Source organism: Enterobacter cloacae complex sp. ECL411 (genome assembly GCF_021869665.1).
GTDB classification, from domain to species: Bacteria; Pseudomonadota; Gammaproteobacteria; order Enterobacterales; family Enterobacteriaceae; genus Enterobacter; species Enterobacter intestinihominis.
In genome coordinates this window covers 2,789,604-2,814,882 of sequence record NZ_CP091486.1, presented here as the reverse complement: position 1 = coordinate 2,814,882, position 25,279 = coordinate 2,789,604, and the positions used below count along the sequence as shown (strand labels likewise).

At 51.8% G+C, this 25,279-nt stretch carries 34 protein-coding genes and 1 pseudogene; 31 read left to right on the top strand and 4 right to left on the bottom strand.

Annotated elements, in window-relative coordinates:
* Positions 1–9: 9 nt before the first annotated feature.
* The 4 genes from L3069_RS13450 to L3069_RS13435 form a co-directional block, all read right to left on the bottom strand.
* Positions 10–240, bottom strand: a complete 231-nt coding sequence (locus L3069_RS13450; RefSeq protein ID WP_232961385.1) for a hypothetical protein — start codon at positions 238–240, stop codon at positions 10–12.
* Positions 206–430 (bottom strand): hypothetical protein, encoded by a 225-nt coding sequence (locus L3069_RS13445; RefSeq protein WP_047363371.1) that lies wholly within the window; start codon positions 428–430, stop codon positions 206–208. Before L3069_RS13445 ends, L3069_RS13450 begins: the two co-directional genes overlap by 35 nt.
* A complete protein-coding gene (locus L3069_RS13440) occupies positions 431–643 on the bottom strand; it encodes a hypothetical protein (protein ID WP_032665917.1) in 213 nt (70 codons plus the stop codon).
* Positions 644–833: 190 nt separating this feature from the next.
* Positions 834–1,523, bottom strand: coding sequence for a S24 family peptidase (locus tag L3069_RS13435; RefSeq protein ID WP_032635107.1), 690 nt, complete (start codon positions 1,521–1,523; stop codon positions 834–836).
* Between the two features lie 111 nt (positions 1,524–1,634).
* Here L3069_RS13435 and L3069_RS13430 point away from each other — a divergent pair, with 111 nt between their 5' ends.
* The 31 genes and pseudogenes from L3069_RS13430 (at position 1,635) to L3069_RS13280 (ending at position 25,237) form a co-directional block, all read left to right on the top strand.
* The gene (locus tag L3069_RS13430) at positions 1,635–1,862 is read left to right on the top strand and encodes a transcriptional regulator (protein WP_001064664.1); all 228 of its coding nucleotides are present in this window, start codon (positions 1,635–1,637) and stop codon (positions 1,860–1,862) included.
* Between the two features lie 25 nt (positions 1,863–1,887).
* Positions 1,888–2,184: a hypothetical protein gene (locus tag L3069_RS13425; RefSeq protein WP_032635108.1), complete on the top strand. Its 297-nt coding sequence runs from the start codon at positions 1,888–1,890 to the stop codon at positions 2,182–2,184.
* Complete coding sequence (locus tag L3069_RS13420) at positions 2,181–3,092, top strand: helix-turn-helix domain-containing protein (RefSeq protein WP_236901881.1); 912 nt, start codon at positions 2,181–2,183, stop codon at positions 3,090–3,092. Before L3069_RS13425 ends, L3069_RS13420 begins: the two co-directional genes overlap by 4 nt.
* 15 nt (positions 3,093–3,107) lie before the next feature.
* Entirely contained in the window at positions 3,108–3,989 is an 882-nt protein-coding gene (locus L3069_RS13415; protein WP_236901880.1) for an ATP-binding protein, read from the top strand.
* Positions 3,986–5,365 carry a replicative DNA helicase gene (locus tag L3069_RS13410; protein WP_023296241.1) on the top strand — a complete coding sequence of 460 codons (1,380 nt, stop codon included), beginning with the start codon at positions 3,986–3,988 and terminating at the stop codon, positions 5,363–5,365. The genes L3069_RS13415 and L3069_RS13410 overlap by 4 nt, the downstream gene beginning before the upstream one ends.
* A gap of 27 nt (positions 5,366–5,392) precedes the next feature.
* Positions 5,393–6,208 (top strand): antitermination protein, encoded by an 816-nt coding sequence (locus tag L3069_RS13405; RefSeq protein ID WP_232961380.1) that lies wholly within the window; start codon positions 5,393–5,395, stop codon positions 6,206–6,208.
* Between the two features lie 700 nt (positions 6,209–6,908).
* Positions 6,909–7,133, top strand: a complete 225-nt coding sequence (locus L3069_RS13400) for a class II holin family protein (protein ID WP_023622516.1) — start codon at positions 6,909–6,911, stop codon at positions 7,131–7,133.
* The gene (locus tag L3069_RS13395) at positions 7,111–7,605 is read left to right on the top strand and encodes a lysozyme (protein WP_045619499.1); all 495 of its coding nucleotides are present in this window, start codon (positions 7,111–7,113) and stop codon (positions 7,603–7,605) included. Before L3069_RS13400 ends, L3069_RS13395 begins: the two co-directional genes overlap by 23 nt.
* Positions 7,602–8,063, top strand: a complete 462-nt coding sequence (locus L3069_RS13390; protein WP_045619497.1) for a lysis protein — start codon at positions 7,602–7,604, stop codon at positions 8,061–8,063. Before L3069_RS13395 ends, L3069_RS13390 begins: the two co-directional genes overlap by 4 nt.
* A gap of 152 nt (positions 8,064–8,215) precedes the next feature.
* Positions 8,216–9,184 (top strand): DUF1983 domain-containing protein, encoded by a 969-nt coding sequence (locus tag L3069_RS13385; RefSeq protein ID WP_236901879.1) that lies wholly within the window; start codon positions 8,216–8,218, stop codon positions 9,182–9,184.
* A complete protein-coding gene (locus L3069_RS13380; protein WP_072256050.1) occupies positions 9,172–9,528 on the top strand; it encodes an HNH endonuclease in 357 nt (118 codons plus the stop codon). The genes L3069_RS13385 and L3069_RS13380 overlap by 13 nt, the downstream gene beginning before the upstream one ends.
* 14 nt (positions 9,529–9,542) lie before the next feature.
* The gene (locus L3069_RS13375; RefSeq protein WP_053086243.1) at positions 9,543–10,193 is read left to right on the top strand and encodes an HNH endonuclease; all 651 of its coding nucleotides are present in this window, start codon (positions 9,543–9,545) and stop codon (positions 10,191–10,193) included.
* Positions 10,194–10,348: 155 nt separating this feature from the next.
* Positions 10,349–10,846, top strand: a complete 498-nt coding sequence (locus tag L3069_RS13370; RefSeq protein WP_236901878.1) for a phage terminase small subunit P27 family — start codon at positions 10,349–10,351, stop codon at positions 10,844–10,846.
* Complete coding sequence (locus L3069_RS13365) at positions 10,846–12,582, top strand: terminase large subunit (RefSeq protein ID WP_042889604.1); 1,737 nt, start codon at positions 10,846–10,848, stop codon at positions 12,580–12,582. The genes L3069_RS13370 and L3069_RS13365 overlap by 1 nt, the downstream gene beginning before the upstream one ends.
* On the top strand, positions 12,582–13,886 hold the full coding sequence (locus L3069_RS13360; RefSeq protein WP_071283826.1) for a phage portal protein: 1,305 nt from the start codon (positions 12,582–12,584) through the stop codon (positions 13,884–13,886). The genes L3069_RS13365 and L3069_RS13360 overlap by 1 nt, the downstream gene beginning before the upstream one ends.
* Positions 13,887–13,899: 13 nt before the next feature.
* Positions 13,900–14,748, top strand: a complete 849-nt coding sequence (locus tag L3069_RS13355) for a head maturation protease, ClpP-related (RefSeq protein ID WP_236901877.1) — start codon at positions 13,900–13,902, stop codon at positions 14,746–14,748.
* A 9-nt stretch (positions 14,749–14,757) separates the two neighbouring features.
* Positions 14,758–15,969, top strand: a complete 1,212-nt coding sequence (locus tag L3069_RS13350) for a phage major capsid protein (protein WP_032622508.1) — start codon at positions 14,758–14,760, stop codon at positions 15,967–15,969.
* A 40-nt stretch (positions 15,970–16,009) separates the two neighbouring features.
* Entirely contained in the window at positions 16,010–16,270 is a 261-nt protein-coding gene (locus tag L3069_RS13345; protein ID WP_236901876.1) for a hypothetical protein, read from the top strand.
* Positions 16,270–16,596, top strand: coding sequence for a head-tail connector protein (locus L3069_RS13340; protein WP_236901875.1), 327 nt, complete (start codon positions 16,270–16,272; stop codon positions 16,594–16,596). The genes L3069_RS13345 and L3069_RS13340 overlap by 1 nt, the downstream gene beginning before the upstream one ends.
* Positions 16,597–16,604: 8 nt before the next feature.
* The gene (locus tag L3069_RS13335; protein WP_236901874.1) at positions 16,605–16,943 is read left to right on the top strand and encodes a phage head closure protein; all 339 of its coding nucleotides are present in this window, start codon (positions 16,605–16,607) and stop codon (positions 16,941–16,943) included.
* Positions 16,940–17,389, top strand: a complete 450-nt coding sequence (locus L3069_RS13330) for an HK97-gp10 family putative phage morphogenesis protein (RefSeq protein WP_063857662.1) — start codon at positions 16,940–16,942, stop codon at positions 17,387–17,389. The genes L3069_RS13335 and L3069_RS13330 overlap by 4 nt, the downstream gene beginning before the upstream one ends.
* Positions 17,386–17,733, top strand: coding sequence for a DUF3168 domain-containing protein (locus tag L3069_RS13325; RefSeq protein ID WP_236901873.1), 348 nt, complete (start codon positions 17,386–17,388; stop codon positions 17,731–17,733). The genes L3069_RS13330 and L3069_RS13325 overlap by 4 nt, the downstream gene beginning before the upstream one ends.
* A gap of 59 nt (positions 17,734–17,792) precedes the next feature.
* Positions 17,793–18,212: pseudogene (locus L3069_RS13320) on the top strand (phage tail tube protein); the annotation flags it as partial.
* 32 nt (positions 18,213–18,244) lie between these two features.
* A complete protein-coding gene (locus L3069_RS13315; protein ID WP_040117541.1) occupies positions 18,245–18,628 on the top strand; it encodes a phage tail assembly chaperone in 384 nt (127 codons plus the stop codon).
* Positions 18,629–18,636: 8 nt separating this feature from the next.
* Positions 18,637–18,915 (top strand): DUF4035 domain-containing protein, encoded by a 279-nt coding sequence (locus tag L3069_RS13310; RefSeq protein ID WP_023305929.1) that lies wholly within the window; start codon positions 18,637–18,639, stop codon positions 18,913–18,915.
* A gap of 55 nt (positions 18,916–18,970) precedes the next feature.
* Positions 18,971–19,306, top strand: coding sequence for a zinc ribbon domain-containing protein (locus L3069_RS13305; protein WP_032665364.1), 336 nt, complete (start codon positions 18,971–18,973; stop codon positions 19,304–19,306).
* A gap of 46 nt (positions 19,307–19,352) precedes the next feature.
* On the top strand, positions 19,353–22,844 hold the full coding sequence (locus tag L3069_RS13300) for a phage tail tape measure protein (protein WP_236901872.1): 3,492 nt from the start codon (positions 19,353–19,355) through the stop codon (positions 22,842–22,844).
* A 2-nt stretch (positions 22,845–22,846) separates the two neighbouring features.
* The gene (locus L3069_RS13295; RefSeq protein ID WP_058683958.1) at positions 22,847–23,185 is read left to right on the top strand and encodes a phage tail protein; all 339 of its coding nucleotides are present in this window, start codon (positions 22,847–22,849) and stop codon (positions 23,183–23,185) included.
* Positions 23,182–23,940: a phage minor tail protein L gene (locus L3069_RS13290; RefSeq protein ID WP_016240208.1), complete on the top strand. Its 759-nt coding sequence runs from the start codon at positions 23,182–23,184 to the stop codon at positions 23,938–23,940. The genes L3069_RS13295 and L3069_RS13290 overlap by 4 nt, the downstream gene beginning before the upstream one ends.
* Before the next feature lie 2 nt (positions 23,941–23,942).
* Positions 23,943–24,653 (top strand): C40 family peptidase, encoded by a 711-nt coding sequence (locus L3069_RS13285; RefSeq protein WP_236901871.1) that lies wholly within the window; start codon positions 23,943–23,945, stop codon positions 24,651–24,653.
* Complete coding sequence (locus L3069_RS13280) at positions 24,653–25,237, top strand: tail assembly protein (protein ID WP_236901870.1); 585 nt, start codon at positions 24,653–24,655, stop codon at positions 25,235–25,237. Before L3069_RS13285 ends, L3069_RS13280 begins: the two co-directional genes overlap by 1 nt.
* The last annotated feature ends 42 nt before the right edge of the window (positions 25,238–25,279 follow it).

The following is a 25,279-nucleotide window of genomic DNA, read 5'->3' as shown; positions in this document are numbered from 1 at the left end:
ACCTATTAATTAATTTAATTTTATTTCGATGCTTTTCAGTAATTCATGTACCTTAATGATATTATCGAAAATAAGTGATGCCATTAGGCAATCAGCGTCATCACTGTCTTTTCCTGAAAAATATGATTCGTTATATACGTGAGCCAGTTCCCTGAGTTTTGCAGCGCTGACTGTGGCATAAAAAATATCATCGGCAATATCATCTCTATTCCCGATGGGGGGGGGTAACTGTCTTTGCATTATTTGCTAACTCTTCGATGTATGCGTAAGCTGTTTCACGGGTTTTATCGAAAGAGCGAATGAGGCAGGCTAAGCCGCAATCAGTTTCCTCGTTCATTTCTTCGGTGTTTTTATAAATCATTTCCAGAAGAGTATTGCCTTCGGAAATCTGAGCGACGATATCATGAAGCATGTCTAATGGAGTTTTCATTTATTTATTCTCCGGCCAATCATAACCAAGTTCATGGTTTAGAACAGAAAGATTATCCCTTAACTGATTGATACAAATTTTAATGAGTGCCGCTGGTTTATATGCAACATCTGGATCTGATTCTGCGTACTCAAGCGCATTGATTACACGATCAATATCCATCGCAATTTTGTGGACAGTTCCGTTCTCGGAAAGCATTTGCTCTACATTCATTTCATAGGCTCCGTTGTCTGCTGATGAAGTGAATTTAGCAAAATGGTAAAAGCCATGCAAATGATAAATGCTAAATTATTTACTTTTTCTTTTATGTATTTGATAAATAATATAATTATTTTAATATTATTCTTCGGTGGGCATAAAAAAACCGACCATCAGGTCGGTTGGAGGGGGATAAAGATGGGGTTTACAGGGCGGGCATTTCATCATTGTCAACATAACGCGTATGCTTAACAATAGCTGAAACAAAATGCATTTTCTCGATGCTATCAGGACTTAAGGTGATGGGCCTGTGATCACTGTTTACACTTGAGAATTGATAATCGCCATCGCGAGTTTTACTCATGATTTTTATCATGTTATGCCCATCTTTTGTTCGCACAAAAACCTCATCACCTGTATGAACTTGGGTGTTTGGCTCTATGACGACATATTCTCCAGACTGTATGCGTGGCCACATGCTGTCTCCCTTCACTTTCAGCCCATAGGCATCCCTATCCGCGCTGTATATTTGTAGCCATCCAGCGTGGATCTCTAGCATATCGATCATTCCGTCAATCCCAAGAATCGCTTCCCCTACAACTGGTACAGCTCCCGGACGGACTGATCCGACATACTCCAACTCGCTTTTAATACTGTCAGGAGCATTGTGTGGACTATCCAGCCACCCAAACGGACGATCCAAGGCCTGTTCAATCTTTCTGGCCATTTTGTCGCCTATGTTTCGATGGCTATTGCCCCCAAGCAACTGGCTCAACTGGGCAGGGCTTATCCCGCACAATTCTGCGAAAGCTGCTTTTGTCGTATGTCTGTCGCGCTTCAGGAACTCAACAATGAGCTGCTCAAGGTTTGATTTGCGTATGCTTTTTATGTCCATGTCAAAATAATCTCATTATTTAGCAATGTGGTAAATACACAAACTGCTAAATGATTATTGCATTTAATTTAGCAAAAAGCTAAAGTTGATTCATTGCAACAGGAGACCGTAATGAACAACCAATTACTTGCTTGGCGTAAGTGCTCAACAAAAGAGCAGTGGGCAGATCTTGCTAAAAAATCAGGCACATCTCCGGGATACCTGAATCTCATTGCTTATGGTCATCGCAATGCTTCCCCCAGACTGGCATTGGCGATCGAGAGCGCATCAAAGTCATTCGTGAATAAGCCAGTTATTACAAAAGAACAGTTGGTTTTCAAGAGCGGTTCTGAGGTGTGACATGTCGCGGCATGCTGGAGGAATCATGAATCACTCTGACTTCGTACGTAAATATTCATTCGATAACCCACTTCAGCGGTTGGTCATGCTTCGCATTTTAATGGGCGGATCTATGGATGGAGAAGGGGAGCGAGTAATCGATCATCAGGTACTGTACGAATTCTGTTGCTGCTCAAAGCAGGCAATGTTTAAGGAGATCAAGGCCCTTGAACGAGCAGGCTTCCTGAAAGTGAGAAAAATTGGTGCTCTCGATACCGGGCTTGCAGTTCGTCTTGAGCCAGCTCGCGGCTACACAATCACGCCAGTTCAGGAGTTTGTATGAGTAGCAAAATTCTCGGTAACGTCTGGGACGCGTGCGCAGCGCATGACATTAAGGGAGCCAAACTTGTGATTATGGCACGCCTCGCTGACTACTCGAATGATGATGGTGTCTGCTATCCGAGTGTCGAAACTATTTGCCGCCAGCTTGGGCTCGGGGAAAGTACGGTCAGGACCGCCATTGCAGAACTGGAGTCTTCCGGTTGGCTGCGTCGTGAATCACGCCGTAAAGGTAATCGCAACACGTCCAATCTTTATCATTTGAATGCCGATCGTCTCGAGGCTCTGGCACGCATTGAGAAGGACAAAGTGGCAGCGCTGAAAAAGCAGCGCAGGACTAACGGTTTTCACCCGTCAGAATCTGACACTTCAAAATCTGAACCGTCAGATTCTGTATGTTCAAACGGTTTTCACCCGTCAGATTCTGACAAAAATGGCGTTTTCACCCGTCAGAATCTGACCCCAGATCCACAAGTAAATTCAAAACATGATCCACAAGTAAATTCAAAACAAGAATCACAAGAGCTTGGCGTGTGTAGCAAAGCCTATTCTGAAAATCGCTCTTCCAAAGAGAACTATTCCAACGAGTTCGAGCAGGCCTGGCAGGCATACCCTAAACGTGCTGGCGGTAATTCTAAAGCTGCTGCCTGGAAAGCCTGGAAAGCTCGAATCAAAGACGGTGTTACCACTGTGGCAATGCTGGCTGGCGTAGATCGCTACGCGGCATATGTCCGCGCAACCGGTAGCGCCGGAACGCAGTACGTGAAACAGGCGGCGACGTTCTTTGGTCCCGATCGGCATTTCGATGAGTCATGGCAGGCGCCTGCAGTTGCGGTAAGCGGTCGATCTGGGGGACTGCCGGTTTCGGGGTTTAGTGAACAAGACTATGGCCAATCAGACTGCAACTGGTAAGCAGGAGAAATCACAATGCTGAGTATTAAACAACGCGAAGAAAGAGATGCTCTGGTGGCGAAGCGCGAAGGGCTTCGTGAAGAACTGGCGTTCGCTGTAGAGCATAAAAAACCATGGCAGTGGGGACGCTGGGAGTCTGGTGACGTCCACGCCGCCGACTGTGAAAAACATGGCAACTATCAGCGCATTTCCCTCACTGGAAAAGCATATCGTGGAGTTGAAAACGTTAAATACTCCCAGTGCCCGGAGTGTGTGAAAGCGGAACTTGCTGACATTGAATCCAGTCTGCGTGCATTACGAGTAGTCGACCTGATGGACAATGCCGGGATCGCAAGACGATTCGAAGCATGTGAATTCGATAACTACCAGGCTGTCAACCCGGATGCCGCCAAAAATCTGGCAGTCTGTCAGCGCTACACCGCCAGTTGGCCTGATCGCCTGAAAGCTGGAACTGGGCTCGTCATGACCGGAAACTGCGGGACCGGTAAAAACCATCTGGCAGTGGCCATGGCGAAGAGCATTATCCGTGGACATCTCGCTAAAGTGGAAATCACCGACGTTATGCGCCTCACCCGAGCAGTGAAAAGCACGTGGCGCCACAATGCTGAAATGACCGAGGAAGATGTCATTGAACGTTTCGCTTCATTGGATCTGCTGATTATCGACGAGGTGGGCGTTCAGTTCGGCAGTCCGACTGAAATGACCATCCTTCAGGAAATTATCAATGCCAGGTACGAAAGCATTTTGCCAACAATCCTGATCAGCAATCTTACATTCGACCAGTTGAAAGAAACGATTGGCGAGAGAATTGTGGATCGGGTTACCGATGGTGGCCGCAACCGTCTGGCATTTGGCTGGGGAAGTTTCCGTGCCATCGCGTCAGGAGTTGTAGCATGACTCCTGTCTGGAAAAATGAAGATCTGGAAGGTGCGGTGATCGGCGCAATTTTTCTGCGTGGTGCCGACCCTGAGGTACTGGATATTCTTTCCAGGGTGCCAGCCACCGCTTTCTCGGTACCGCAGTATCGGGAAATATATACTGGGATCTGCCGTCAGGCGCGTGGAGCTGGCGTTATTGACCCTGTACTGCTCTGCGAAAACATGCCAAAGCACAGCGCAATCATTATGGACTCGAGCCGTATCGCATGGGCGAAGTCGGCGCTTGTGTCCTACGTTTCCACGCTGGAGCGTAATGCAGCTGTTCGCGATGCCGAAGCTGTCATTGAAAGGGCGCTGGCCGATCTCCGGAATGCTCACAATAGTGATGCGGCTTTATCGGCATTCAGGGCCGCACAGAACAGCATTGCAGCAATTACTCTCGAAGAAAAGACCGTTCAGCCAGTTCATATCGACGACATTCTTCCTGCTGTGGTGGATCGGGTAGATGCGCGCAACCGTGGGCTTGAAGAAGCCAGAAGCCTCATGACAGGTATCGAAGAGCTGGACGCAAAGACTGGCGGCATTGAACCAACAGACTTGGTGTTTATCGCTGCGCGGCCGTCGATGGGTAAAACTGAATTGGCGCTGGATATCATCGACAAGGTTTCTGAGCAGGGCCGTGGTGTGCTGTTCTTCAGCATGGAAATGCCTAATATCCAGATCGGAGAGCGAATGGTATCTGCTGCCGGCGGCATGTCGGTTTCACGCCTGAAAAAGGCTGCTGATTTTGATGATGAGGACTGGGCCAGGCTGACAAACGGTGTAGAACGGCTGACTGGTCGTAGCATCTGGATGGTTGATTCCACCGATCTGACAGTAGATCAGATTCAACAGATAGCTACCCGCCTACAGCTTGCTCATCCGGAAATAGCGCTGGTGGTCGTGGATTACCTGGCACTCATCAAAATTGAAAGCACTGCACGATATGACCTTGCCGTCGGTGAGGTGTCAAAAGGACTCAAGCGTCTGGCTAAATCCAATAAAACTCCGGTCCTTGCCCTGAGCCAGCTTTCTCGTGGCGTTGAGTCGAGACCCAACAAACGACCGATGAACTCAGACCTCAAAAACTCGGGTGAGATTGAGGCTGATGCTGATCTGATCATGATGCTATACCGAGATGAAGTTTATAACCCTGAGTCGCCAGCGAAGGGGATCGCGGAAATTAACGTGACCAAACAGCGCAACGGTGAATTGGGTACGATCTACCGTCGATTCTATAACGGGCACTTCCTGCCAATTGACCAGGAGTTAGCAAAGCAGCGTTCGGCGCCACAGCAGAAAGCTCAGACTAGACGTTACTCAAAAGAAAGGCATTCCAGCAATGCAGACTATTAAAAACATCAAAGCAACGAGGGCAACCTTATGAAACTGGAAGCATCGCTCAAACATTTTAGTCCTCAGGGAATGCACATCAGCGACGACGTGAAGGGAACTTCTCCGGACCGCCTTACAGGAACAGATGTAATGGCGGCGATTGGCACCACCAGCAGCCGCGCGCGCTTCGGCCTGGCGGCGTTCTTCGGTAAAGCGGGAATCAGCAAAACGGATGAACAGCTCGCAGTTCAGGCACTGGCGCGATATGCGATGTATGTCGCACCGAAGAATGTTCGCAAAGCAGCTGGTGGGCAGTTCGGATGGTGCATGCAGATGTTGGCACAATTTGCCTTTGCTGATTACTCCCGTTCGGCGGCTACCAGCGTGACATGTCACAGTTGCAGCGGTACCGGACGAACAACCCGCGAACAGATTACCCGCAAGGTTTCGTACCCATGGGGTAAAGCTCCATACTGGGCCTGCCGCTCTCGTGCTGTTCGACCGTCTGACTGGGAGCAGTGGATGGAGGTAACAGAGGTTGTACCGGCGGTCTGTGATGCTTGCGAAGGCAAGGGAACGATCAGCGCCCGTTGTCGTTGCGGCGGTAAAGGCGAAGTGTTGGACCGCAAAGCGACCAAAGAACGTGGCGCACCGGTTTTCAAAACCTGTGAACGTTGCTCTGGTAATGGCTTCTCTGCTATCTCCTCGGCGACGGTACACCGTGCCATTCTGAAGCGTCTCCCGGACCTCCATCAGTCCTCATGGTCACGCAACTGGAAACCCTTTTATGAAATGCTGGTGGACACCCTGCGGCAGGGGGAGCGTCACGCGGCAGTAGAATTTGAGAAGGCGACAACTTATTAATATGATCGGAACAAATGGCGACACTTTTTTGCACGTTAGTGTTGACTTTGCATAAAACTGTCCTGTATGCTTCTAATCGTGGAAGATACCGTCCAAACGAAATTAATCATTGAAACCCTGCCTCGGCGGGGTTTTTGCTTTTCTAAGGCTGCCAATGGGTGGCCTTTTTTGTTTCCCCTCGTTCTGAGAGGACTCATGGCGATGATGTATTGACCGCTAGAATGGATTAGTCGTAACTTATTATTGTGGTGAATCCTTTCTAAGCGAAAGGGCGTTCCAGTCAACTGCTATCTGCAGGTATGCGCGCGGCTTTGCTGACTGGGGTTGAGTCACCGGGAGGCACCCGGCACCATGACAATAACAATATAAGTTTCAAATTCCTTGAGAGCCTGCTATAAAAAGCAGGCCTTTTTTTATGGTTTTGTAATCTGCTGCTACGCTTTGAGTTGTGGGAAGTAACTGAATGCCCGATGGTTCTCTTGAACCGATAGTGAATCAGCCGATACAGCTTCACTTCTGAGCATAGGTCTTACTCACACCTACCTTACAAATAGTCAACTCATTGGCCCGCCATCAAAAGCGGGCTTTTTTTATTTCAGGCTCAAGGAAACATCATCGACACGCCTACTTGTTAAATCGTCCCGAGGGCCTGACCCTTTTCAAACAAACACAGCACCCGCTAACTACGCGAGGTGAGAGCATGTATCGCATGGAAAAAATAACCACTGGTGCTGCCTATGGCGCTTCAGCCGGGAGCATCCTAAACGGCATGCTTAATGCCTACAGCCCCGAGCAGTGGAACGCTATCGGCGTGCTGGTGGGTATCATCATTGCCGTACTGACGTATCTGACAAATCTCTATTTCAAGATCCGCGAAGACAACCGCCGCAGCAGGAGCCGAGATGAACCCAACGTTGAGGAATAAGCTGGTGGGTGCCATCGTTGGCGGATCAGGGGCAATCACTATTGCTGCAGTAATGCTGGGCAATGCGGATGGACTCGAAGGTCGGCGTTATTACGCCTATCAGGATGTGGTCGGCGTCTGGACTGTTTGCGATGGGCACACCGGAGCGGACATTCGCCGCGGTCACCGCTACACCGACAAAGAGTGCGACAACCTGCTTAAGGCAGATCTGCGAAAGGTGGCAAACGCCATCGACCCGCTGATCAAGGTTCGCATCCCTGATCCAACCCGCGCCGCGCTTTACTCCTTCACCTATAACGTGGGCTCTGGTGCCTTCGCCAGTTCCACGCTGCTGAAGAAGTTGAACGCTGGTGATGTGCCGGGGGCATGCAAAGAACTGCAGCGCTGGACGTATGCCGGTGGTAAGCAGTGGAAGGGGCTGATCACCCGTCGTGAGATTGAGCGTGAAGTATGCGAGTGGGGCCAGAAATGAGCCGATTAACAGCAATCATCTGCGCTGTCGTTATCTGCCTGCTGGTCTCCATGGCCTGGGCGATTAACCATTACCGCGATAACGCCATCACCTACAAAGACCAGCGCGACAAAGCCACCAAGAACCTCCGCCTGGCTAACGCCACCATCAAAGATATGCAGACCCGCCAGCGTGATGTCGCTGCACTGGATGCCAAATACACGAAGGAATTAGCAGATGCGAATGCTGAGAATAACAGGCTTCGTGCTGATGTTGTCGCTGGTAAGCGTCGGCTGCAAATCGCCGCCACCTGCTCCAAAGACGAAACCACCGGATCCTCCGGCCTGGTTGATGGTTCAAGCCCTCGACTTACAGCAGATGCTGAACTCAATTATTGGCGTCTCAGAGACGGGATCGCCGCCGTCACAAAGCAACTGACCGGCCTGCAGGAATACGTTCGGACTCAGTGCCTGAAATAATACGGAGGTGAGCATGTATTCGTATGGCGAAAGACCGCCTACGCATTCCACACTGCAATGCCGGGGTCATGCATCCGTTACCACATGAATAACCAAGCCTCGCAATAGCGGGGCTTTTTCATGCGCATCTCACGCCTAAAAGGAAATAAATCATGGGTCAGAAAATCATTACGTTGTCCGGCGCTGCGACGGATGTTCTTTATTCGCTGTTTTTCCGTGGCGCGCTTCAGTCTGGTGACCTGCCAGCTAAATCTGGCGCTGCTGAGCTTCGGGAACTGGGATTCGCTGAAACACGCCATACCGCGACGGAGTATCAAAAGGAAAACTATTTCACCTTCCTGACCGCTGAAGGGCAGGAGTATGCCATTAAGCACCTGGCAGACACCCGCTTTGGTAAGCCGGTTGATAAGCAGTATTGCAGCGCAATCACCATTGGCGTTGAGCTGGACACTTCAGACGTACAAAAAACTATTGATGAGCTGGACGACAAAATCCGTAACAGCGATGCATTCAAAGTCCTGAAAGATGGCTGGACTTTCGAAAAGAACGGGGTGCTGATTATTAATAACGGCGAGGTGTTCGTTACCGATGCGAAGATCGACGATGCCGTATTGTCTAATGGCAATAGCGTTAAATTAAACGTCGCCGGCAAAGGCAAGCCGCACGAAGCTGGCATGACCCTCGGTGTTGAAGGTGAGCATAGCAAGGTTGAGTTTCTGGCCGATCGCTATAAGGTGCATGAAGCCGCTCAATCAGCCAGCAATAATGAAAAGACGACATTCAATGTTGGTTTGTCTTTTGGTGGCTTCCCTGGAGCAATTAGTCATGATAAGGCTAATCCCGCTGATGGCGATAAAGCTACCGCTGAACCAATCAGTTCAATTGCTTCAGCGACTGGCATAGCCACCAAGACGCGACTAACCGACGAGATGCAAGAACTGGTTGTCAAGGCTGTACGCGAAAGCGATCTGTTTACATCCATTCAGACTGCGATAGATGCTCAGGCAGCATCAACCGTTGCTCTGCAACAGGCAGTGAATGATGTAGTTGGCGATGCTATTCGCAACGCACTGAAGCCCGGTGGAATGATTTGGACGAGCTTTCAATCATGCCGGCATTAATCCCTCGAGCGTGCCGTAAGCGTGGCTGCCCTGGCACAACCACAGACCGCTCAGGCTATTGTCCCAAGCACCTTAACGAAGGCTGGCAGCAGCATCAGCGAGGGCAGAGCAGGCATCAGCGAGGTTATGGCAGCAAGTGGGACAGGCTGCGCCCAATCGTTCTCGACAGAGATAAACACCTTTGCCGTGAATGCCTGCGAAATGGAAGGTATACACCCGCTGAGACGGTGGACCACATCAAGCCAAAAGCTCACGGCGGTACTGACGATCTCTCTAATCTGGAATCAATTTGCCGCGGCTGCCATAAAGCCAAGACAGCACGCGAGCGCCTGAACAGAAATTAAGTAACGAGGTGAAGATGACTGAATCGAAACATGGTTCAGGGCTTCCGCACGCCCATGCTGCCTGCATAGTGGATGGATGCGAATTATCGGTACGATCCCGTAACAGCCACTACTGTGAAAAGCACTACATGCGCGTCCGGCGTCATGGAACGACAGAGAAGCTCAGCACAAGAAAGGATGGCAAGCTGGAGCACACTGGCGGATATCTGCTGGTGTATGCGCCCGATCATCCTTTGGCATGTGGGAGTCCTCGTGTTTACGAGCACCGGAAAGTCTATTACGACAAACATGGGGCTGGACCGTTCCGTTGTCACTGGTGTGCAAAAACCGTTGGCTGGGACACCCTTCACATCGACCACCTCGATGACTGTAAGACCAATAACGAGCCTGACAATCTTGTGCCAAGTTGCCCTGTGTGCAATCAGAAGCGAGGCGTAGACAAGATGAGAAGGACAATGCGAGAGAAATCCGATCGCAGATATACCGCTCATGGTAAGACGATGTGCCTTAACGAATGGGCTGATTACCTGGGGATTTCGAGAAACTCGATTGAATATCGACTGAAGGCGGGCTGGGACATCAGTAAGGTGTTCAGCCCACGGATTGGTAACAGTGGTCCCCCGAGCCGGAAACTGGCGAAAATCGTGCATGAGTCGGTTAAATGATATCCGCTCTCATTTGCGAAGTATGGGGGAGGGCGGGTAAAAACCTCAGGGGAATCAGCCTAAAGGACCGCCGCCTAACCTCTTTTCACATCGCCGCAGGTTAGAAAACTTTTTTATGGGGTCCCCCATTCGATGATTAATAGGAGTTTTCGATTATGTCTGGACCACCGAAAACCCCGACCCATCTACGTTTGGTGAGGGGTAACCCATCAAAACGCCCGATTAATGAATGCGAACCAAAGCCAGCCGCAGGGGTACCCCCAACGCCGAAGCATTTCGACAAGCAGGGGAAATACTGGTTTAAGCGGATGGCCGACGAGCTCGATGCGCTTGGCGTCATGTCGCAGCTGGACGCGAGAGCACTTGAGCTTCTGGTTGAGGTTTACACCGAGTACCGGCATCACTGCGATACGCTGGAGAGAGAAGGCTACACCTACGCCGTTTATAGCGACGAAGAGCCAGACGAAGGTAAAGAGCGAGAGATTCGCATGATCAAGGCTCACCCGGCCGCCATTATGAAAGCTGATGCCTGGAAACGTCTGCGCGCCATGCTCGGTGAGTTCGGCATGACGCCAGCCAGCCGCTCTAAAGTGAATGTAAAAGGTCCTGATGCGGTTGATCCGCTGGCCGAGTTTATGAAAGCGAGGGATTAATGGCTAAGGTTGCAGAAGGCATCCGCTATGCCGAGAGGGTGGTGGCGGGGGAAATTATTGCCTGTGAGTACGTGCGCCTTGCCTGCCAGCGTTTTCTTGACGATCTGGCACACGGCGAAGAGCGCGGTATTTTCTTCAGTGAGCCGCGCGCGCAGCACATTCTGAATTTCTATAATTTTGTGCCTCACGTAAAAGGCGCCCTGGCAGGCCAGCCTATTGAGCTGATGGACTGGCATGTTTTCATCCTGATTAATATTTTTGGTTTTGTTATCCCGCTGGTGAACGAAGAGACGGGGGAAACCGTTCTGCGTAACGACGGCAGCGGTCGGCCGGTGATGGTTCGGCGTTTCCGTACAGCAGATGTTGAGGTGGCCCGTAAAAATGCCAAATCAACACTTTGCTCCGGCGTGGGGCTCTATATGGCTGGCGCTGACGGCGAGGGCGGGGCGGAGGTTTATTCCGCTGCAACCACCCGTGACCAGGCGCGAATTGTTTTTGAAGACGCGAAAAATATGGTCAAGAAGGCGAAAGCCACTCTTGGGCGGATCTTCGAATTCAACAAGCTCGCTATCTACCAGGAGCAAACGGCCTCCAAATTCGAGCCTTTATCATCAGATGCGAACAACCTCGATGGCCTGAACATCCACTGCGCCATTGTCGACGAGCTGCATGCACATAAAACCCGTGATGTATGGGACGTTCTGGAGACGGCAACCGGCGCGCGCCTGCAGTCGTTGCTTTTCGGTATCACCACCGCCGGATTTAACAAAGAGGGTATCTGCTACGAACTGCGTGATTACGCCATCAAGGTTCTGCGTGGGCTGGTAAAAGACGATACGTTTTTTGCCATCATCTACACATTAGATGAAGGTGATGATCCCTTTGATGAAAAAGTCTGGCAGAAGGCAAATCCGGGGCTGGGTATCTGTAAGCGCTGGGATGATCTCCGCCGCCTGGCTAAAAAGGCGAAAGAGCAGGTTTCGGCCAGGATTAACTTTTTCACCAAGCACATGAATATCTGGGTTACCGCTGAGTCTGCCTGGATGGACATGATGAAATGGGAAAAATGCGAGTTTATCGCCCCGCAGCACGAACTTAAAACCTATCCCTCCTGGGTGGGCGTTGACCTTTCAAACAAAATTGATATCTGTGCAGCCGCTAAAGTCTGGCGCGCGCCAGGTGGCCACGTTCATGCGGATTTTAAATTCTGGCTGCCGGAAGGACGCCTTGAGAAATGTTCGCGTCAGATGGCAGAGCTCTATCGTAAGTGGGCCGAGATGGACAAGCTGATCCTTACCGACGGGGATGTAATCGACCATGCTCAGATTAAGGAAGAGCTGCAGGTGTGGGTTGCTGGCGAGAGTCTGAAAGAAATTGGCTTCGACCCGTGGAGTGCGACGCAGTTCAGCCTTGCGCTGGCAGAAGAAGGGCTGCCGCTGGTGGAAGTGCCGCAGACGGTTCGCAATTTCTCTGAGGCGATGAAAGAGGTCGAAGCACTGGTATACGGTGGCCGCTTCCATCACAGCGATCACCCGGTAATGAACTGGATGATGTCAAACGTAACCGTCAAACCTGACCGGAACGAGAACATTTTCCCGAACAAGTCCACACCAGAGGCCAAGATTGATGGCCCGGCGGCATTGTTCACAGCAATGAGCCGCGTTCTGGTTAACGGTGGCAACGACCAGCAGGATCTCTCCGGATTCTTCAATAATCCCATCATGGTAGGTTTCTGATGAAAAAAAACAAACAGCCAGGCAGGGTGAAAAGCGCTCTGCTTAACTGGCTTGGTGTGCCTATCAGCCTGACTACCGGCACGTTCTGGGAGGAATGGTTTGGCACCAGCAGCAGCGGAAAGGTAGTCACGGCCGATAAAGCCATCCAGCTATCGGCTGTGTGGGCATGCGTAAGACTGTTAAGCGAGTCTATTTCAACCCTTCCGCTGAAAATATACGTTCGACAGCCTGACGGTTCGCGTAAAGCGGCAACTGATCATCCGGCCTATTCGATACTGTGCCGCCGACCCAATTCAGAAATGACACCATCACGCTTTATGTTGATGGTGGTCGCCAGTATTTGCCTGCGCGGGAACGCCTTCATTGAGAAGAAATTCATTGCAAACCGCCTGGTTTCGCTGGTGCCTTTACTGCCGCAGAACATGGTGGTTAAACGTCTCACTACCGGGGCGCTGGAATACAAATACACTGAAAACGGAAACGAGCGCGTCATTCCGGTCAAAAACATCATGCACATTCGCGGTTTCGGTCTGGACGGTGTTTGCGGCATGATGCCGATGAAGACTGGCCGGGATGTGATCGGTTCAGCAATGGCCGTTGAAGAGTCCGCGGCGAAGATATTCGAGCAGGGTCTGCAGAGCTCAGGTTTTCTATCCGCTGATAATGCGCTGACAGACGATCAACGTGAAAGACTTCGTGGCTATATGGCATCATTCACCGGCTCCAAAAACGCCGGAAAAATTATGGTTCTTGAAGGCGGCCTGAAATATCAGGGCGTGACCATGAACCCGGAAGATGCTCAGATGCTCGAAAGCCGCGCATTTAGCATTGAGGAGATCTGCCGCTGGTTTCGCGTGCCGCCTTTCATGGTTGGTCATACCACGAAACAAAGCAGCTGGGCATCCAGCCTGGAAGGTATGAACCTGCAGTTTCTGACTCATACACTTCGACCGCTGCTGGTGAACATTGAGCAGGAAATTGGCCGGTGCTTACTCGACAGCGATGATGAAGTGTTTGCAGAATTCTCTGTTGAAGGATTGCTGCGCGCCGACAGCGCGGGCCGTGCCGCTTACTATACCAGCGCGCTTCAAAATGGCTGGATGTCCCGTAATGACGTTCGTCGTCTTGAGAACATGCCGCCAATTGAAGGGGGCGATATTTACACCGTTCAGCTCAACCTGACGCAACTGAAAAATCTCGAAAGCAGCAACCCTGCTGTTCAGGCACTGGCCCTGCGAGAGCTACACAACCACGTATTCCCCGATATTTCCTTTGAACAATCTCCGCTGAAACAGGCCGCTTAGGAGCACTTTCCTGATGAGCAAAAAACAACTTCCGGTTGCACCGGCGGGTCGTCCCTGCGCGCGTGTAACTTGTGAAACTTTACCGTCTGCACTGGACCGCTGGGACGGTGGAATTAAAGCTGCAGCCGCAGACGACAACAGCATTTCTGTTTTTGATGTTATCGGGCAGGACTACTGGGGCGAGGGTGTGACGGCGAAACGCATTGCCGGTGCACTTCGGGCAATGAACGGTGCCGACGTTACGGTGAATATCAACTCACCTGGCGGCGACATGTTCGAAGGTCTGGCAATTTACAACCTTCTCCGCGAATACGAAGGCCGTGTAACGGTGAAGGTGTTGGGCATTGCCGCCAGCGCCGCCTCGATAATTGCGATGGCCGGGGATGATATTCAGATTGGCCGCGGTGCTTTTCTGATGATCCACAACTGCTGGGTATACGCGATGGGAAACCGCCATGATTTTGCAGAACTGGCACAGTCACTGGAACCCTTCGATACCGCTATGGCTGACATCTACGCGGCGCGCTCCGGCCTTGATATGGCCGCCGTGCAGAAGCTGATGGACGCGGAAAGCTATATCGGTGGCAGTGATGCTGTGGTGAAGGGACTGGCAGACAGCCTGCTTTCTGCTGATGCGGTCAGCGACGGCGACGAATCGCCTGCAGCCGCGCTTCGCAAACTCGACGCGCTACTGGCTAAAACCAACACCCCGCGCTCTGAGCGCAGAAAACTCATTAAAGCCTTATCCGGTGGCATGCCTGGCGCTGTCACCACCAACGACGGTACGCCGGGCGCTACCGAAGATATCAAACCTGAAACCCTCAATTCACTTGAAAGCGCTCTTGCGGCGTTAGTCAAATAAGGACCCTTTATGTCTGAAGTAAACGAAATTCTGAAAAAAGTCACTGCCAGCATTGAAGAGGCAACCGGCAAATTCAACGCGAAAGCAGAAGACGCACTTAAAGAGGCACAGAAGTCAGGCAGGCTGTCAGAAGAAACAAAAGCAGCCGTTGATAAAATGGCTTCTGAGTTCAATGCGCTGCGTGAAGCTGAAAAAACCCTGAAGGCCGCAATGGGCGAACTGGAGCAACATGTTGCCCAGATGCCGCTGGCAAACGCGAAACAGGTTGTCGAGTCCGTTGGCCACCAGGTGATCTCCGCTGAAGCCCTGAAAACCTTTGCTTCCAGCGTGGAAGGCGGTAAGCGCATCAGCATCCCGGTTAAGGCTGCCCTGACTTCGGTGGATGTGCCTGATGGTGTTGTAGAGCCACAGCGCCTGCCGGGTATTGATACGGCACCGAAACAGCGCCTGTTCATCCGCGATCTGATCGCTCCAGGCCGTACGTCCTCCTCAGCTATTTTCTGGGTGCAGCAGACAGGCTTTACCAATAACGCGAAAGTGGTTCCTGAAAATACGCAGAAACCATACAGCGAAATTGAGTTCACGCCGAAAATCACTGGCGTCAGCACCATCGCGCACCTGTTCAAAGCCTCAAAGCAGATCCTGGATGACTTCGCACAGTTGCAGTCCACCGTTGATGCCGAAATGCGCTACGGACTGAAGTATGCAGAAGAGCAGGAAATTCTCTTCGGTGATGGTACCGGCGTTCATCTGCACGGCATCGTTCCTCAGGCGTCAGCGTTCAATCCGGCGTTCACTGTCGAACAGCAGAGCGGGATTGACGATCTGCGTCTGGCAATGTTGCAGGCGCAGCTGGCGCGTTTCCCGGCATCCGGTCATGTTCTTCACTTCATTGACTGGGCGCGGATCGAGCTGACCAAAGACAGCCTGGGTCGTTACATTCTGGCGAACCCTGCGGCGCTGACTGGTCCGACTCTGTGGGGCCTGCCGGTTGTTGCAACGGAAGCGGCAGCCTTCCAGGGTAAATTCCTGACGGGTGCTTTCAACGCTGGCGCGCAAATCTTCGACCGCGAAGATGCGAACGTTGTTATCTCCACGGAGAACGCCGACGACTTCGAGAAAAACATGATCACAATCCGTTGCGAGGAACGTCTGGCGCTGGCCGTCAAACGCCCTGAAGCGTTCGTGTATGGCTCCTTCAGCACCGGTGCAGGTAGCTGATAAACACTGCGGCCTTCGGGCCGCTTTTACAGGTGGGAAAATGAAACTGATCGCACTCAAACCGATTTATTTCGGCGGTACCGTCGTTACTGAAGGGCTTCCTCTGGAAACTCTGGAACAGCACGGGCGCGAGCTCATCAAAAAAGGCTATGCGATGCTCGAAGAATCAGAAAATCCTGCAGAGCAGGAACAGCAGCAGGAACAGCAGCAGGAACAGCAGCAGGAACAGCAGCAGGAACAGCAGCAGGAACAGCAGCAGGAACAGCCGGAAGTAAAAGCGGACAAGAAGGCGAAAAAATAATGGTCGACCTTGATGTGGTGAAACAGCACTGCCGCATTGATACCGACTTTACCGGTGATGATGCCTTGCTGACTTTATACACTGGTGCGGCGGCGCGTTACGTTCAGACATGGACGCGGCGAACGCTCTATGAAAAAGAAGACAGCCCTGGCTACACAGACGACCCGGACCCGATTCTTCTTAATGACGATGTGAAGGCGGCCATGTTACTGCTGATCGGACACTGGTACGCCAACCGCGAATCAGTGGCCGTTGGGCAGACCGTAGCAGAGGTCCCGTTTGCGGTTGAAGCCCTGCTGCAGCCATACCGAATTTACGGAGTGTAGGAGGGATTATGCAGGCCGGAAGACTGAGAGACAGGGTGGTAATTCAGAACATCACAACATCGCGTGATCCTTCTGGCCAGCCTGTTGAAACATGGCATGACGGCGCAGAAACCTGGGCAGAAGTAAAGGGCATCAGTGGGCGCGAGCTGGTAGCCGCTGGTGCTGAAACCGCAGTCGCCACTATCAGGGTATGGACACGATTTCGTAGCGATATAACTGCTGCGTCCAGACTCCGGGTTATGACTGGCGCGTTCAAGGGTGCCATTTTGAATATCATTGGTCCGCCAATCCCTGACTCTCGCGGTGTTCAGCTCGAAATTCTTTGCAAACAGGGGACCGAAAAATGATTGAGACGAGCCTCGATTTTTCCGGGCTGAATGACATCGCAAAGGATCTGGAGGCGCTTAGCCGCGCTGAAAACAATAAGGTTCTGCGTGATGCCACGCGCGCCGGTGCCGAAGTGCTTAAGGAAGAAGTGATCGCACGTGCTCCTGAGAGAACTGGAAAGCTGAAGAAAAACGTGGTCGTTTTGACTCAGCGCTCACGCCGCCGTGGCGAAATTACTTCCGGCGTACATATCCGTGGTCGCAACATGCGAACCGGTAATAGCGACAACACCATGAAAGCCAGCGATCCGCGAAATGCGTTTTACTGGCGGTTTGTTGAGATGGGGACAATAAATATGCCGCCTCATCCGTTTGTGCGACCCGCTTACGATACTCGCGAGGAAGAGGCCGCCAGCGTCGCCATTGCCAGGATGAATCAGGCTATTGATGAGGTATTGAGCAAGTGAATGAAGATAATATCTACGCCTTGCTTTCTCCCCTGGCAGAAGGACGGGTATATCCCTATGTTGCGCCATTAGGTAGTGACGGGAAACCGTCGGTCACTCCACCCTGGATTATCTTTTCCATCGTCGATGATGTTTCCGCTGACGTGCTGTGTGGACAGGCAGAGAGCAGGGTTTCCATTCAGGTAGATGCTTACTCAACCTCCATCAAAGAGGCGCGCGCGCTCGTGGAAGATGCTCTAGTGGCGCTACGGCCACTAAACCCGACGGAGGTCGCCAGGCTCCCCGGATACGAGCCCCATCGACGACTCTACCGCATGACCCTCGATTTCAGGGTTACCCCCTGACAATTAATTCACCCAACGAACCCGCCTGATGGCGGGTTTTCTTTTTCCAGGAGAAAGCTATGTCTGCACTTTATGAAAAATCGCAGCTGACGAAGATCCTTATTTCCTCTGCGCCAGCCACCAAAGAATCGATGGATTCCGCAACCTTCCTCGATCTGAGTTGCACCATCAAAGAAATTCAGTTCACCGGTGGTCAGAAGCAGGATATCGACGTAACAACGCTTTGCTCTACCGAGCAGGAGAATATCAACGGTCTGCCTTCTCCGTCAGAAATCTCTCTGTCCGGTAACTTTTACAAGAACCCGGCGCAGGACGCCTTGCGCGATGCGTATGACAACGATACGACCTACGCTTTCCAGGTGATCTTCCCTTCCGGCAAGGGCTTTAAGTTCCTGGCTGAAATTCGCCAGCACACCTGGTCTTCAGGTACCAACGGCGTAGTGGCGGCAACGTTCTCCCTGCGCCTGAAAGGTAAGCCTGAAAACATTGAGTCTGGCTCCTGAGAGGTCTCATGAAGAATATTAAAAATCTCGCCCTGGCTAAGATGTCGGGATTTCGTCATAAGACGGTCGCCGTTCCTGAGTGGGAAGGCGTCAAAGTGGTTCTTCGTGAGCCGTCAGGTGAAGCCTGGCTGCGTTGGCAGGAAGTGGTGAAAACGGGTGCTGATGATGAAAATGTGTCGGTATCGGAAAAGGCACACCGTAATCTTTGCGCTGACGTGGTGCTCTTCATTGACGTTCTGTGTGACACCGATAAGCAACCGGTATTCAGCGTAGACGAAGAAGAGCAGGTGCGTGAAATCTACGGCCCCGTCCATTCACGCCTGCTCAAACAGGCGCTTGACCTGATCAACAACGCGGACGAAGCGCGGGAAAAGTCTCAACCCCCGGCGTAAAGTTTCTGATGTCGCTTGCGCTCCGTATGGGGCGCACGCTCTCAGAGCTTCGGCAGAATATGACGGCAAGCGAGCTTCTGATGTGGATTGAGTACGACAGGCAAAGTCCGGTTGGCGATATTCGTGGTGACATTCAGGCAGCTCAGCTCGTCTCTGCCATCTACGGCTCGCAGGGGGCAAAAGTACCGCTGGACGATGCGATCCTGCGCTGGGGTGGTGATGAGCAATCAGCACCGAAGGACCCGTTTGCAGGGCTTGAGGCGGCGCTAACTGCTGCAACTCAGTGACTTTTTACCCAGAAAACATTAGGATTTTAGCCACTAATAATTCTGGGGATAGAAAATGGAAATTTTACTTGTTTCAATTGTAATAGGCTTAGTTCCAGCCTTAATAGCTCAAAGCAAAGGCCGCTCTTTCTTTGCTTGGTGGGTTTATGGTGCATTGCTGTTTATTATTGCCTTTGTACACTCGCTGGTAATTAAGAAAGATGTTGCAGCTGAAGAAAAAGACTTAATTGAAAATGAGGGTATGAAAAAGTGTCCGTTCTGTGCGGAAATAATCAAAAACGCAGCCATTAAATGTAAACATTGTGGCAGTGATTTGATGGCCGAATCACCTCCGGCTAAAACCGATGAAGAATACCTTGAAGAAGCCAGGCAAAAGGTCTGGAAACAATAAAAATAAAACCGCTTCGGCGGTTTTTTTACGTCTGGAGTTTGGATAAATGGCAACCTTACGCGAATTAATAATCAAAATTTCCGCCAATTCTCAATCTTTCCAGACGGAAATTTCCCGCGCCTCACGAATGGGGCAGGATTATTACCGCACCATGCAGAATGGCGGTCGGCAGGCCGCTGCTGCTGCCAGAGAGAGCGAAAGGGCGCTCTCTGATTTGACTGCCGGATTTGCATCTGCTGGAAGGGCTGCTGCCGCAGCTACGGCAGCTTTTGCAACGGGTAAAATTGTGCAGATTGCTGATGAGTGGAACTCCGTAAACGCTCGTCTTAAACAGGCATCATCTTCTGCTGATGATTTTGCCGCTTCACAGCGTCAGTTAATGGAAATCAGCCAAAGAACCGGCACGGCATTTTCAGATAACGCAAACCTTTTTTCCCGTGCAGCAGCCTCAATGCGCGAGTACGGTTATAGCTCTGACGAAGTTCTGAAAATTACCGAAGCTGTCTCTACCGGCCTCAAACTTTCCGGGGCTAACACTCAGGAGGCGAGCTCTGTTATTACTCAGTTCAGCCAGGCGCTCGCACAAGGCGTTCTTCGTGGTGAAGAATTTAATGCCGTTAACGAAGCCGGTGATCGGGTAATCCGCGCTCTGGCTGCGGGAATGGGTGTAGCCCGTAAAGACCTCAAGAGCATGGCTGACCAGGGACAGCTTACGATCGATAAGGTTGTCCCAGCTTTAATGAGCCAGTTAGGAGCATTGCAGGGCGAATTTGCCAGCATGCCACAAACGGTTTCCGGATCCCTTCAAAAAGTAACTAACTCATTCATGGCCTGGGTGGGCGGTGTAAACCAGGCAACCGGTGCTACTGATGCGTTGTCTGGCGGATTGGATAATGTTGCCCAGACGCTTGATTCTTTTACTTCATCAGCAGTGAGCGGCGCTCTGAATGACGTTGCTGACAATATGTCAACAATTACAACAGTCGCTGGGGCGCTTGTTGGTGTTGGGTTGGCAAGATACCTCAGCGGAGTTGTAACCAGCGCCAGTAGCGCAACAGGTGCGCTAATTTCAGCTGCGAAATCAGAGGTTGCCCTTGCTGTCGCGCAGGATAAAGCGGCTCAGTCTGCTGTTGCAGCTTCAAGGGCAGAAGTTTATCGAGCCCAGCAAGCTGTTCAAAGATCGCGAAGTGCAGATGTTCAGGCCGCTCAGCAAGAAAAAATTGCGGCAGCGGAAGCCAAAGTCACAGCAGCTCAAGCCAGGCTGACCACTGCTCTTGCAAGTGGCTCCGCCACAGAAAAAGTCAGGGCCAGAACTGCGCTTGAGCGTGCGCAGGCAGGGCTGGTGGCTGCAAAAAATGCCGACGCTCAGGCTATTGCTGAAAGACGGCTGGCTTCTGCGGAGGCAGCCAGAGACAGGAATCTGGCAAATCGCGTCTCCACCCAGCGAAATCTCAACAATGTAACATCAGTTGGTACTCGCCTGATGAGTGGTGCACTTGGTCTCATCGGCGGAATACCGGGTTTGGTCATGTTGGGTGCTGGTGCCTGGTATGCGGTCTATCAAAATCAGGAGCAGGCCCGTCGTTCGGCGCAGGAATACGCCACCACGATTGATGAAGTCAGTAAAAAGTCGAAGGCAATGTCTTTGCCTGAAGCTTCAGACAATGCTGAGAAAACGCGCGCAGCATTGAATGAGCAGAACAGGCTGATAGATGAACAAAAGAGCAAGATAGAAAATCTGAAAGAGCAGATGGCTGGTTATCAGTCAGTGATCAGTAATCCCGGTCCAACGACCAGCGGTGGTTTCATGATTAACCACCTGACATCTTTGGATACCGTGACCCGTGGACTGACTACAGTCACTGAACAGTTATCTGTTGAGCAGGAAAGGCTTGCCCAGATGCAGGAGAAATCTGCCTCTATCCAACAGGTTCTTGAAGGTCTTGAGCATCGGCGTGTGACGCTAATTCGGGAGGAGGCAGCGAATCAGAACCGGGCTTATCAATCACTTCTGTTGATGAATGGGCAGCACGATGAACTTAATCGATTACTCGGACTGGGTAACCAACTCCTTATGGCGCGTCAGGGGCTGGCTAACGTCCCGCTCAGACTTCCGCAGGCCGATCTCGACAAAAAGCAAACCGATGCCCTCGAAAAGAGCCGCCGGGATCTGGAGTTGTCACGCCTGAAGGGTGAAGCAAAAGAGCGCCTGCGACTGAGTTATGCAGCCGATGACCTGGGGTTAACCAGTGATCCGCAATTCCAGACAGGCCGTCAGGAGTTGATTAATAACGGTCTTGCTGAATGGCGGAATAATGAGGCCAACAAACCTAAGGCGAAGGGCGGTAAAACCGAAGGCGAGAAAACCGAGGATGTGTATAAGCGCCTTATCAAGCAGCAAAAAGAGCAGATTGCCCTGCAAGGTCAGAATACTGAACTGGCGAAGGTTAAATATCAGGTCAGCCAGGGCGAACTTGCTTCTCTGACGGAAGCCCAGAAAAAGACGGTATTGCAGAATGCTGCGCTGATTGACCAGGTTAAATTACGTGAGCAACTGCGAAATTACGAAGCCAACCTTGCTGACAGTAACGCCAGCGCCCGCGCAGCCAATGAAGCGCAACTGCTGGGATACGGGCAGGGAACCAGGTTCCGTGAAAGACTTCAGGAGCAGTTCAATCTGCGTAAGGAGTTCGAGCAGAAGAATACCGATCTTCTCCGCCAGCGTCAGGCTGGTGAAATCGACGAGACGTTCTATCAGCAGGGGCTGGCACTTAATAAGCGCTACCTCGAAGAGCGCCTGCGCGACCAGGAGGGATATTACGCAGCTTCTGATGCGCAGCGTGACGACTGGATGACGGGACTGTCTGAGGGTTATGCGAACTGGGTGGACGAAGCTACTGATTATTCTTCCATGGCCGCTGACGGCATGAAGCAGGCCATGGGTGGCGCGGTCACCACGATCACCGACATGCTCAATGGCAACGTTGACAGCTGGAAGGACTGGGGCGTGAGCGTACTGAAGATTATCCAGAACGTTCTGGTGAACATGGCTGTTGCTAATGGCGTCAGCTCAATTGGATCACTGTTCAGTTTTGGTGCCTCGTCAGCCGCAACCGCCAGCAGCGGTACCGCTATTCAGAATGCTGGCGCGAACTTTACCTTTAATGCAAAGGGTAATGTTTACGACTCTCCGTCCCTGAGCGCTTACAGCAATGGCGTTTTTCAGACACCTCAACTGTTTGCTTTTGCTAAAGGCGCAGGGATTTTCGGCGAGGCAGGTCCTGAAGCAATCATGCCCCTCACGCGGGCACCTAATGGTGATCTTGCCGTTCGCGCAGTGGGGATGCCGCAGGTTTCTGGTGGCGTGCCTTCAGTTAACTTTGGCGATATCAATATTCAGGGCGGATCATCCCAGGCGGCCAGTCAGGGAACAGCCGGTGCCGCTGGCAGACAATTGAAAGATGCCATCACTGGCGTTATTAACGAGCAGGCCAGCATGCCGGGCTCGCCTCTGTGGCGATTAATCAAGGGAGTTTAACCATGGCAGTCGAAACCTTCAGCTGGTGCCCAAAGGTTGCCTCTCAGGTTGATACAAGTTTTCGTACCCGAAAGGCGCAGTTTGGCGATGGCTATACACAGGTGGCCGGGGACGGCATCAACCCGGTAACACCTCAGTGGAGCGTGAGCTTTACCGGCGACGAGGCTTACATTCAGGCCATTAAAAACTTTCTGAACAGACATGCAGGGTGGAAGTCATTTATCTGGAAGCCACCGCTTGATCCTTCAGGTTTATGGCGCGCGGAATCCTTCCAGATATCTACCCACGGCAACAAAAAATACACCCTCAGCAGCACATTCATACAGGCATACCATCCATGAGTATTTCATCTGATGTCCAGAAACTGGAACCGGGTAAGCGCGTCCGCCTGATCGAGGTGGACGGCTCAGCGTTCGGTGCGGGTATTCTTCGCTTTCACAACGAGACAATCCCGCATACCGAGGCGGAAATCATCGCCGCAGGCGGCGACGAGTCAAAACTTGAGCCGAAGTCGGTGTGGTGGCAGGGGCAGGAGTATGGCGCGTGGCCGTATGAACTGACCGGCATATCTGTAAGCAGTGACGGCCAGAGTTCACGGCCGTCACTCACTGTTGCAAACATCAGCGGTACGATTGGCGCGCTGTGCCGCAGGTTTCAGGGGATGGCTAAAGCAAAGGTGATCATCCATGACACCTTCGCTCACTACCTGGACGCAAGAAATTTTCCTGGCGGGAACCCGACTGCGAATCCCAACGAGGAGCGCAAACAGGTTTATTACATCGACCGTAAATCAGGGTCAGACGATGAAACCGTAGAGTTTGAGCTTTCAAGTCCAGCCGATTTGCGAGGGCAACTCATTCCGACCCGGCAAATTCAGCCAATGTGCACGTGGTGCATGCGGGGCTGGTACAAAACCGGGAACGGCTGCACCTACGCCGGGCAAAACGGCTGGTTCGATAAAGACGGCAATCGGGTGGACGATCCTTCACAGGATGTTTGCTCCGGATTGCTGTCAACGGGCTGTAAACCTCGCTTCGGAGAGAATGAACAGCTGGATTATGGCGGGTTCCCAGGCGCTTCACTTCTGAGAGGATAATCATGCGCGACAAAACAGTTAGCGCCATTCTGGCCCATGCCGCCGCATCCTTCCCCGAGGAGTGCTGTGGCGTGGTTATTCAGAAGGGGCGGGTGGAGAAATACATCCCCTGCAAAAATAATGCTGAGTCGCCGACTGAGCAATTTGAACTTAATCCTGAGGATTATGCGGCCGCCGAAGAGCAGGGCACTGTGGTGGCGATCGTCCACAGCCATCCCGGCGACGGGGCAACAACTCAGCCGAGCGAGCTCGACATGCTGATGTGTGATGCCACGGAACTGCCCTGGATTATTGCATCGTGGCCGGAGGGCGACATTCGCACCGTCATGCCTCGCGGAGACCGTCCCCTCACAGGACGCCAGTTTGTACTCGGGTATGCAGACTGCTGGTCTCTCATCATGGACTATTTCCGCACCGAGCACGGCATTGAACTGCCCAACTACAGCGTAGATCGCCACTGGTGGGAGCAGGGTGAAAACCTCTATATGGATAACTGGCAGGAATGCGGTTTCCGTGAGTACGACGGTCCCGCTCAGCCAGGTGACATGGTTATCATGCAGGTTCAGTCCACCGTCCCGAACCATGCCGGGATTTTGCTTGATGGCAACATGCTACTGCATCACATGTATGGCCAGCTAAGCCAGCGTATTCCCTACGGTGGCTATTACCGTGACCGTACCATCAAAATTCTGCGTTATAAGGATTTGATGTAATGGAAAGAAAAACCGTTATCAAACTCAGCGGCTCAATGGCTCAGCGATTTGGCAGGACACATCGCCGTGCACTAACGTCCGCCAGCGAAGTTTTCAGGGCGCTTTCTAACACCATTGACGGCTTTGATGCTTATCTGCGTGAAGCTCGGGCAAAGGGACTGGATTTTGTTATTTTCCGGGATCGTCGCAATATCGGGCACGAAGAGTTTGAACTCCTGGGGCCGGGTGATGAGTTAAGAATAATCCCTGTGATAAGGGGTAGTAAAAGAGCTGGAGTTTTCCAGGCGTTGCTCGGAACGGCTCTGGTCGCTGCTGCCATATGGATGCCGGGAGTTAGTATCGCAGCAAGTAACCTCATGTTTTCCGTTGGTGCCGCAATGGCCGTTGGCGGTGTAGTGCAAATGCTCTCTCCTCAGGTTTCAGGTCTGCGAATGCGGCAGGATCCTGATAACAAACCCTCTTATGCGTTTGGTGGCCCCGTTAATACAACAGCATCCGGAAATCCCGTCCCCCTGCTTTATGGGCAGCGCGAAATAGGTGGCGCGATTATTTCCGCCGGGATTTATACCGAAGATCAGCAATAAACCAAACCACGCACTGTAAGCCACCTGACGGTGGCTTTTTTT

What these genes read in the sequence shown, in the direction of transcription:
- L3069_RS13450 (WP_232961385.1), bottom strand. Translation starts at nt 240, where the DNA reads ATGCAAAGACAGTTACCCCCCCCCATCGGGAATAGAGATGATATTGCC.
- L3069_RS13445 (WP_047363371.1), bottom strand. Translation starts at nt 430, where the DNA reads ATGAAAACTCCATTAGACATGCTTCATGATATCGTCGCTCAGATTTCC.
- L3069_RS13440 (WP_032665917.1), bottom strand. Translation starts at nt 643, where the DNA reads ATGAATGTAGAGCAAATGCTTTCCGAGAACGGAACTGTCCACAAAATT.
- L3069_RS13435 (WP_032635107.1), bottom strand. Translation starts at nt 1,523, where the DNA reads ATGGACATAAAAAGCATACGCAAATCAAACCTTGAGCAGCTCATTGTT.
- L3069_RS13430 (WP_001064664.1), top strand. Translation starts at nt 1,635, where the DNA reads ATGAACAACCAATTACTTGCTTGGCGTAAGTGCTCAACAAAAGAGCAG.
- L3069_RS13425 (WP_032635108.1), top strand. Translation starts at nt 1,888, where the DNA reads ATGAATCACTCTGACTTCGTACGTAAATATTCATTCGATAACCCACTT.
- L3069_RS13420 (WP_236901881.1), top strand. Translation starts at nt 2,181, where the DNA reads ATGAGTAGCAAAATTCTCGGTAACGTCTGGGACGCGTGCGCAGCGCAT.
- L3069_RS13415 (WP_236901880.1), top strand. Translation starts at nt 3,108, where the DNA reads ATGCTGAGTATTAAACAACGCGAAGAAAGAGATGCTCTGGTGGCGAAG.
- L3069_RS13410 (WP_023296241.1), top strand. Translation starts at nt 3,986, where the DNA reads ATGACTCCTGTCTGGAAAAATGAAGATCTGGAAGGTGCGGTGATCGGC.
- L3069_RS13405 (WP_232961380.1), top strand. Translation starts at nt 5,393, where the DNA reads ATGAAACTGGAAGCATCGCTCAAACATTTTAGTCCTCAGGGAATGCAC.
- L3069_RS13400 (WP_023622516.1), top strand. Translation starts at nt 6,909, where the DNA reads ATGTATCGCATGGAAAAAATAACCACTGGTGCTGCCTATGGCGCTTCA.
- L3069_RS13395 (WP_045619499.1), top strand. Translation starts at nt 7,111, where the DNA reads ATGAACCCAACGTTGAGGAATAAGCTGGTGGGTGCCATCGTTGGCGGA.
- L3069_RS13390 (WP_045619497.1), top strand. Translation starts at nt 7,602, where the DNA reads ATGAGCCGATTAACAGCAATCATCTGCGCTGTCGTTATCTGCCTGCTG.
- L3069_RS13385 (WP_236901879.1), top strand. Translation starts at nt 8,216, where the DNA reads ATGGGTCAGAAAATCATTACGTTGTCCGGCGCTGCGACGGATGTTCTT.
- L3069_RS13380 (WP_072256050.1), top strand. Translation starts at nt 9,172, where the DNA reads ATGCCGGCATTAATCCCTCGAGCGTGCCGTAAGCGTGGCTGCCCTGGC.
- L3069_RS13375 (WP_053086243.1), top strand. Translation starts at nt 9,543, where the DNA reads ATGACTGAATCGAAACATGGTTCAGGGCTTCCGCACGCCCATGCTGCC.
- L3069_RS13370 (WP_236901878.1), top strand. Translation starts at nt 10,349, where the DNA reads ATGTCTGGACCACCGAAAACCCCGACCCATCTACGTTTGGTGAGGGGT.
- L3069_RS13365 (WP_042889604.1), top strand. Translation starts at nt 10,846, where the DNA reads ATGGCTAAGGTTGCAGAAGGCATCCGCTATGCCGAGAGGGTGGTGGCG.
- L3069_RS13360 (WP_071283826.1), top strand. Translation starts at nt 12,582, where the DNA reads ATGAAAAAAAACAAACAGCCAGGCAGGGTGAAAAGCGCTCTGCTTAAC.
- L3069_RS13355 (WP_236901877.1), top strand. Translation starts at nt 13,900, where the DNA reads ATGAGCAAAAAACAACTTCCGGTTGCACCGGCGGGTCGTCCCTGCGCG.
- L3069_RS13350 (WP_032622508.1), top strand. Translation starts at nt 14,758, where the DNA reads ATGTCTGAAGTAAACGAAATTCTGAAAAAAGTCACTGCCAGCATTGAA.
- L3069_RS13345 (WP_236901876.1), top strand. Translation starts at nt 16,010, where the DNA reads ATGAAACTGATCGCACTCAAACCGATTTATTTCGGCGGTACCGTCGTT.
- L3069_RS13340 (WP_236901875.1), top strand. Translation starts at nt 16,270, where the DNA reads ATGGTCGACCTTGATGTGGTGAAACAGCACTGCCGCATTGATACCGAC.
- L3069_RS13335 (WP_236901874.1), top strand. Translation starts at nt 16,605, where the DNA reads ATGCAGGCCGGAAGACTGAGAGACAGGGTGGTAATTCAGAACATCACA.
- L3069_RS13330 (WP_063857662.1), top strand. Translation starts at nt 16,940, where the DNA reads ATGATTGAGACGAGCCTCGATTTTTCCGGGCTGAATGACATCGCAAAG.
- L3069_RS13315 (WP_040117541.1), top strand. Translation starts at nt 18,245, where the DNA reads ATGAAGAATATTAAAAATCTCGCCCTGGCTAAGATGTCGGGATTTCGT.
- L3069_RS13310 (WP_023305929.1), top strand. Translation starts at nt 18,637, where the DNA reads ATGTCGCTTGCGCTCCGTATGGGGCGCACGCTCTCAGAGCTTCGGCAG.
- L3069_RS13305 (WP_032665364.1), top strand. Translation starts at nt 18,971, where the DNA reads ATGGAAATTTTACTTGTTTCAATTGTAATAGGCTTAGTTCCAGCCTTA.
- L3069_RS13300 (WP_236901872.1), top strand. Translation starts at nt 19,353, where the DNA reads ATGGCAACCTTACGCGAATTAATAATCAAAATTTCCGCCAATTCTCAA.
- L3069_RS13295 (WP_058683958.1), top strand. Translation starts at nt 22,847, where the DNA reads ATGGCAGTCGAAACCTTCAGCTGGTGCCCAAAGGTTGCCTCTCAGGTT.
- L3069_RS13290 (WP_016240208.1), top strand. Translation starts at nt 23,182, where the DNA reads ATGAGTATTTCATCTGATGTCCAGAAACTGGAACCGGGTAAGCGCGTC.
- L3069_RS13285 (WP_236901871.1), top strand. Translation starts at nt 23,943, where the DNA reads ATGCGCGACAAAACAGTTAGCGCCATTCTGGCCCATGCCGCCGCATCC.
- L3069_RS13280 (WP_236901870.1), top strand. Translation starts at nt 24,653, where the DNA reads ATGGAAAGAAAAACCGTTATCAAACTCAGCGGCTCAATGGCTCAGCGA.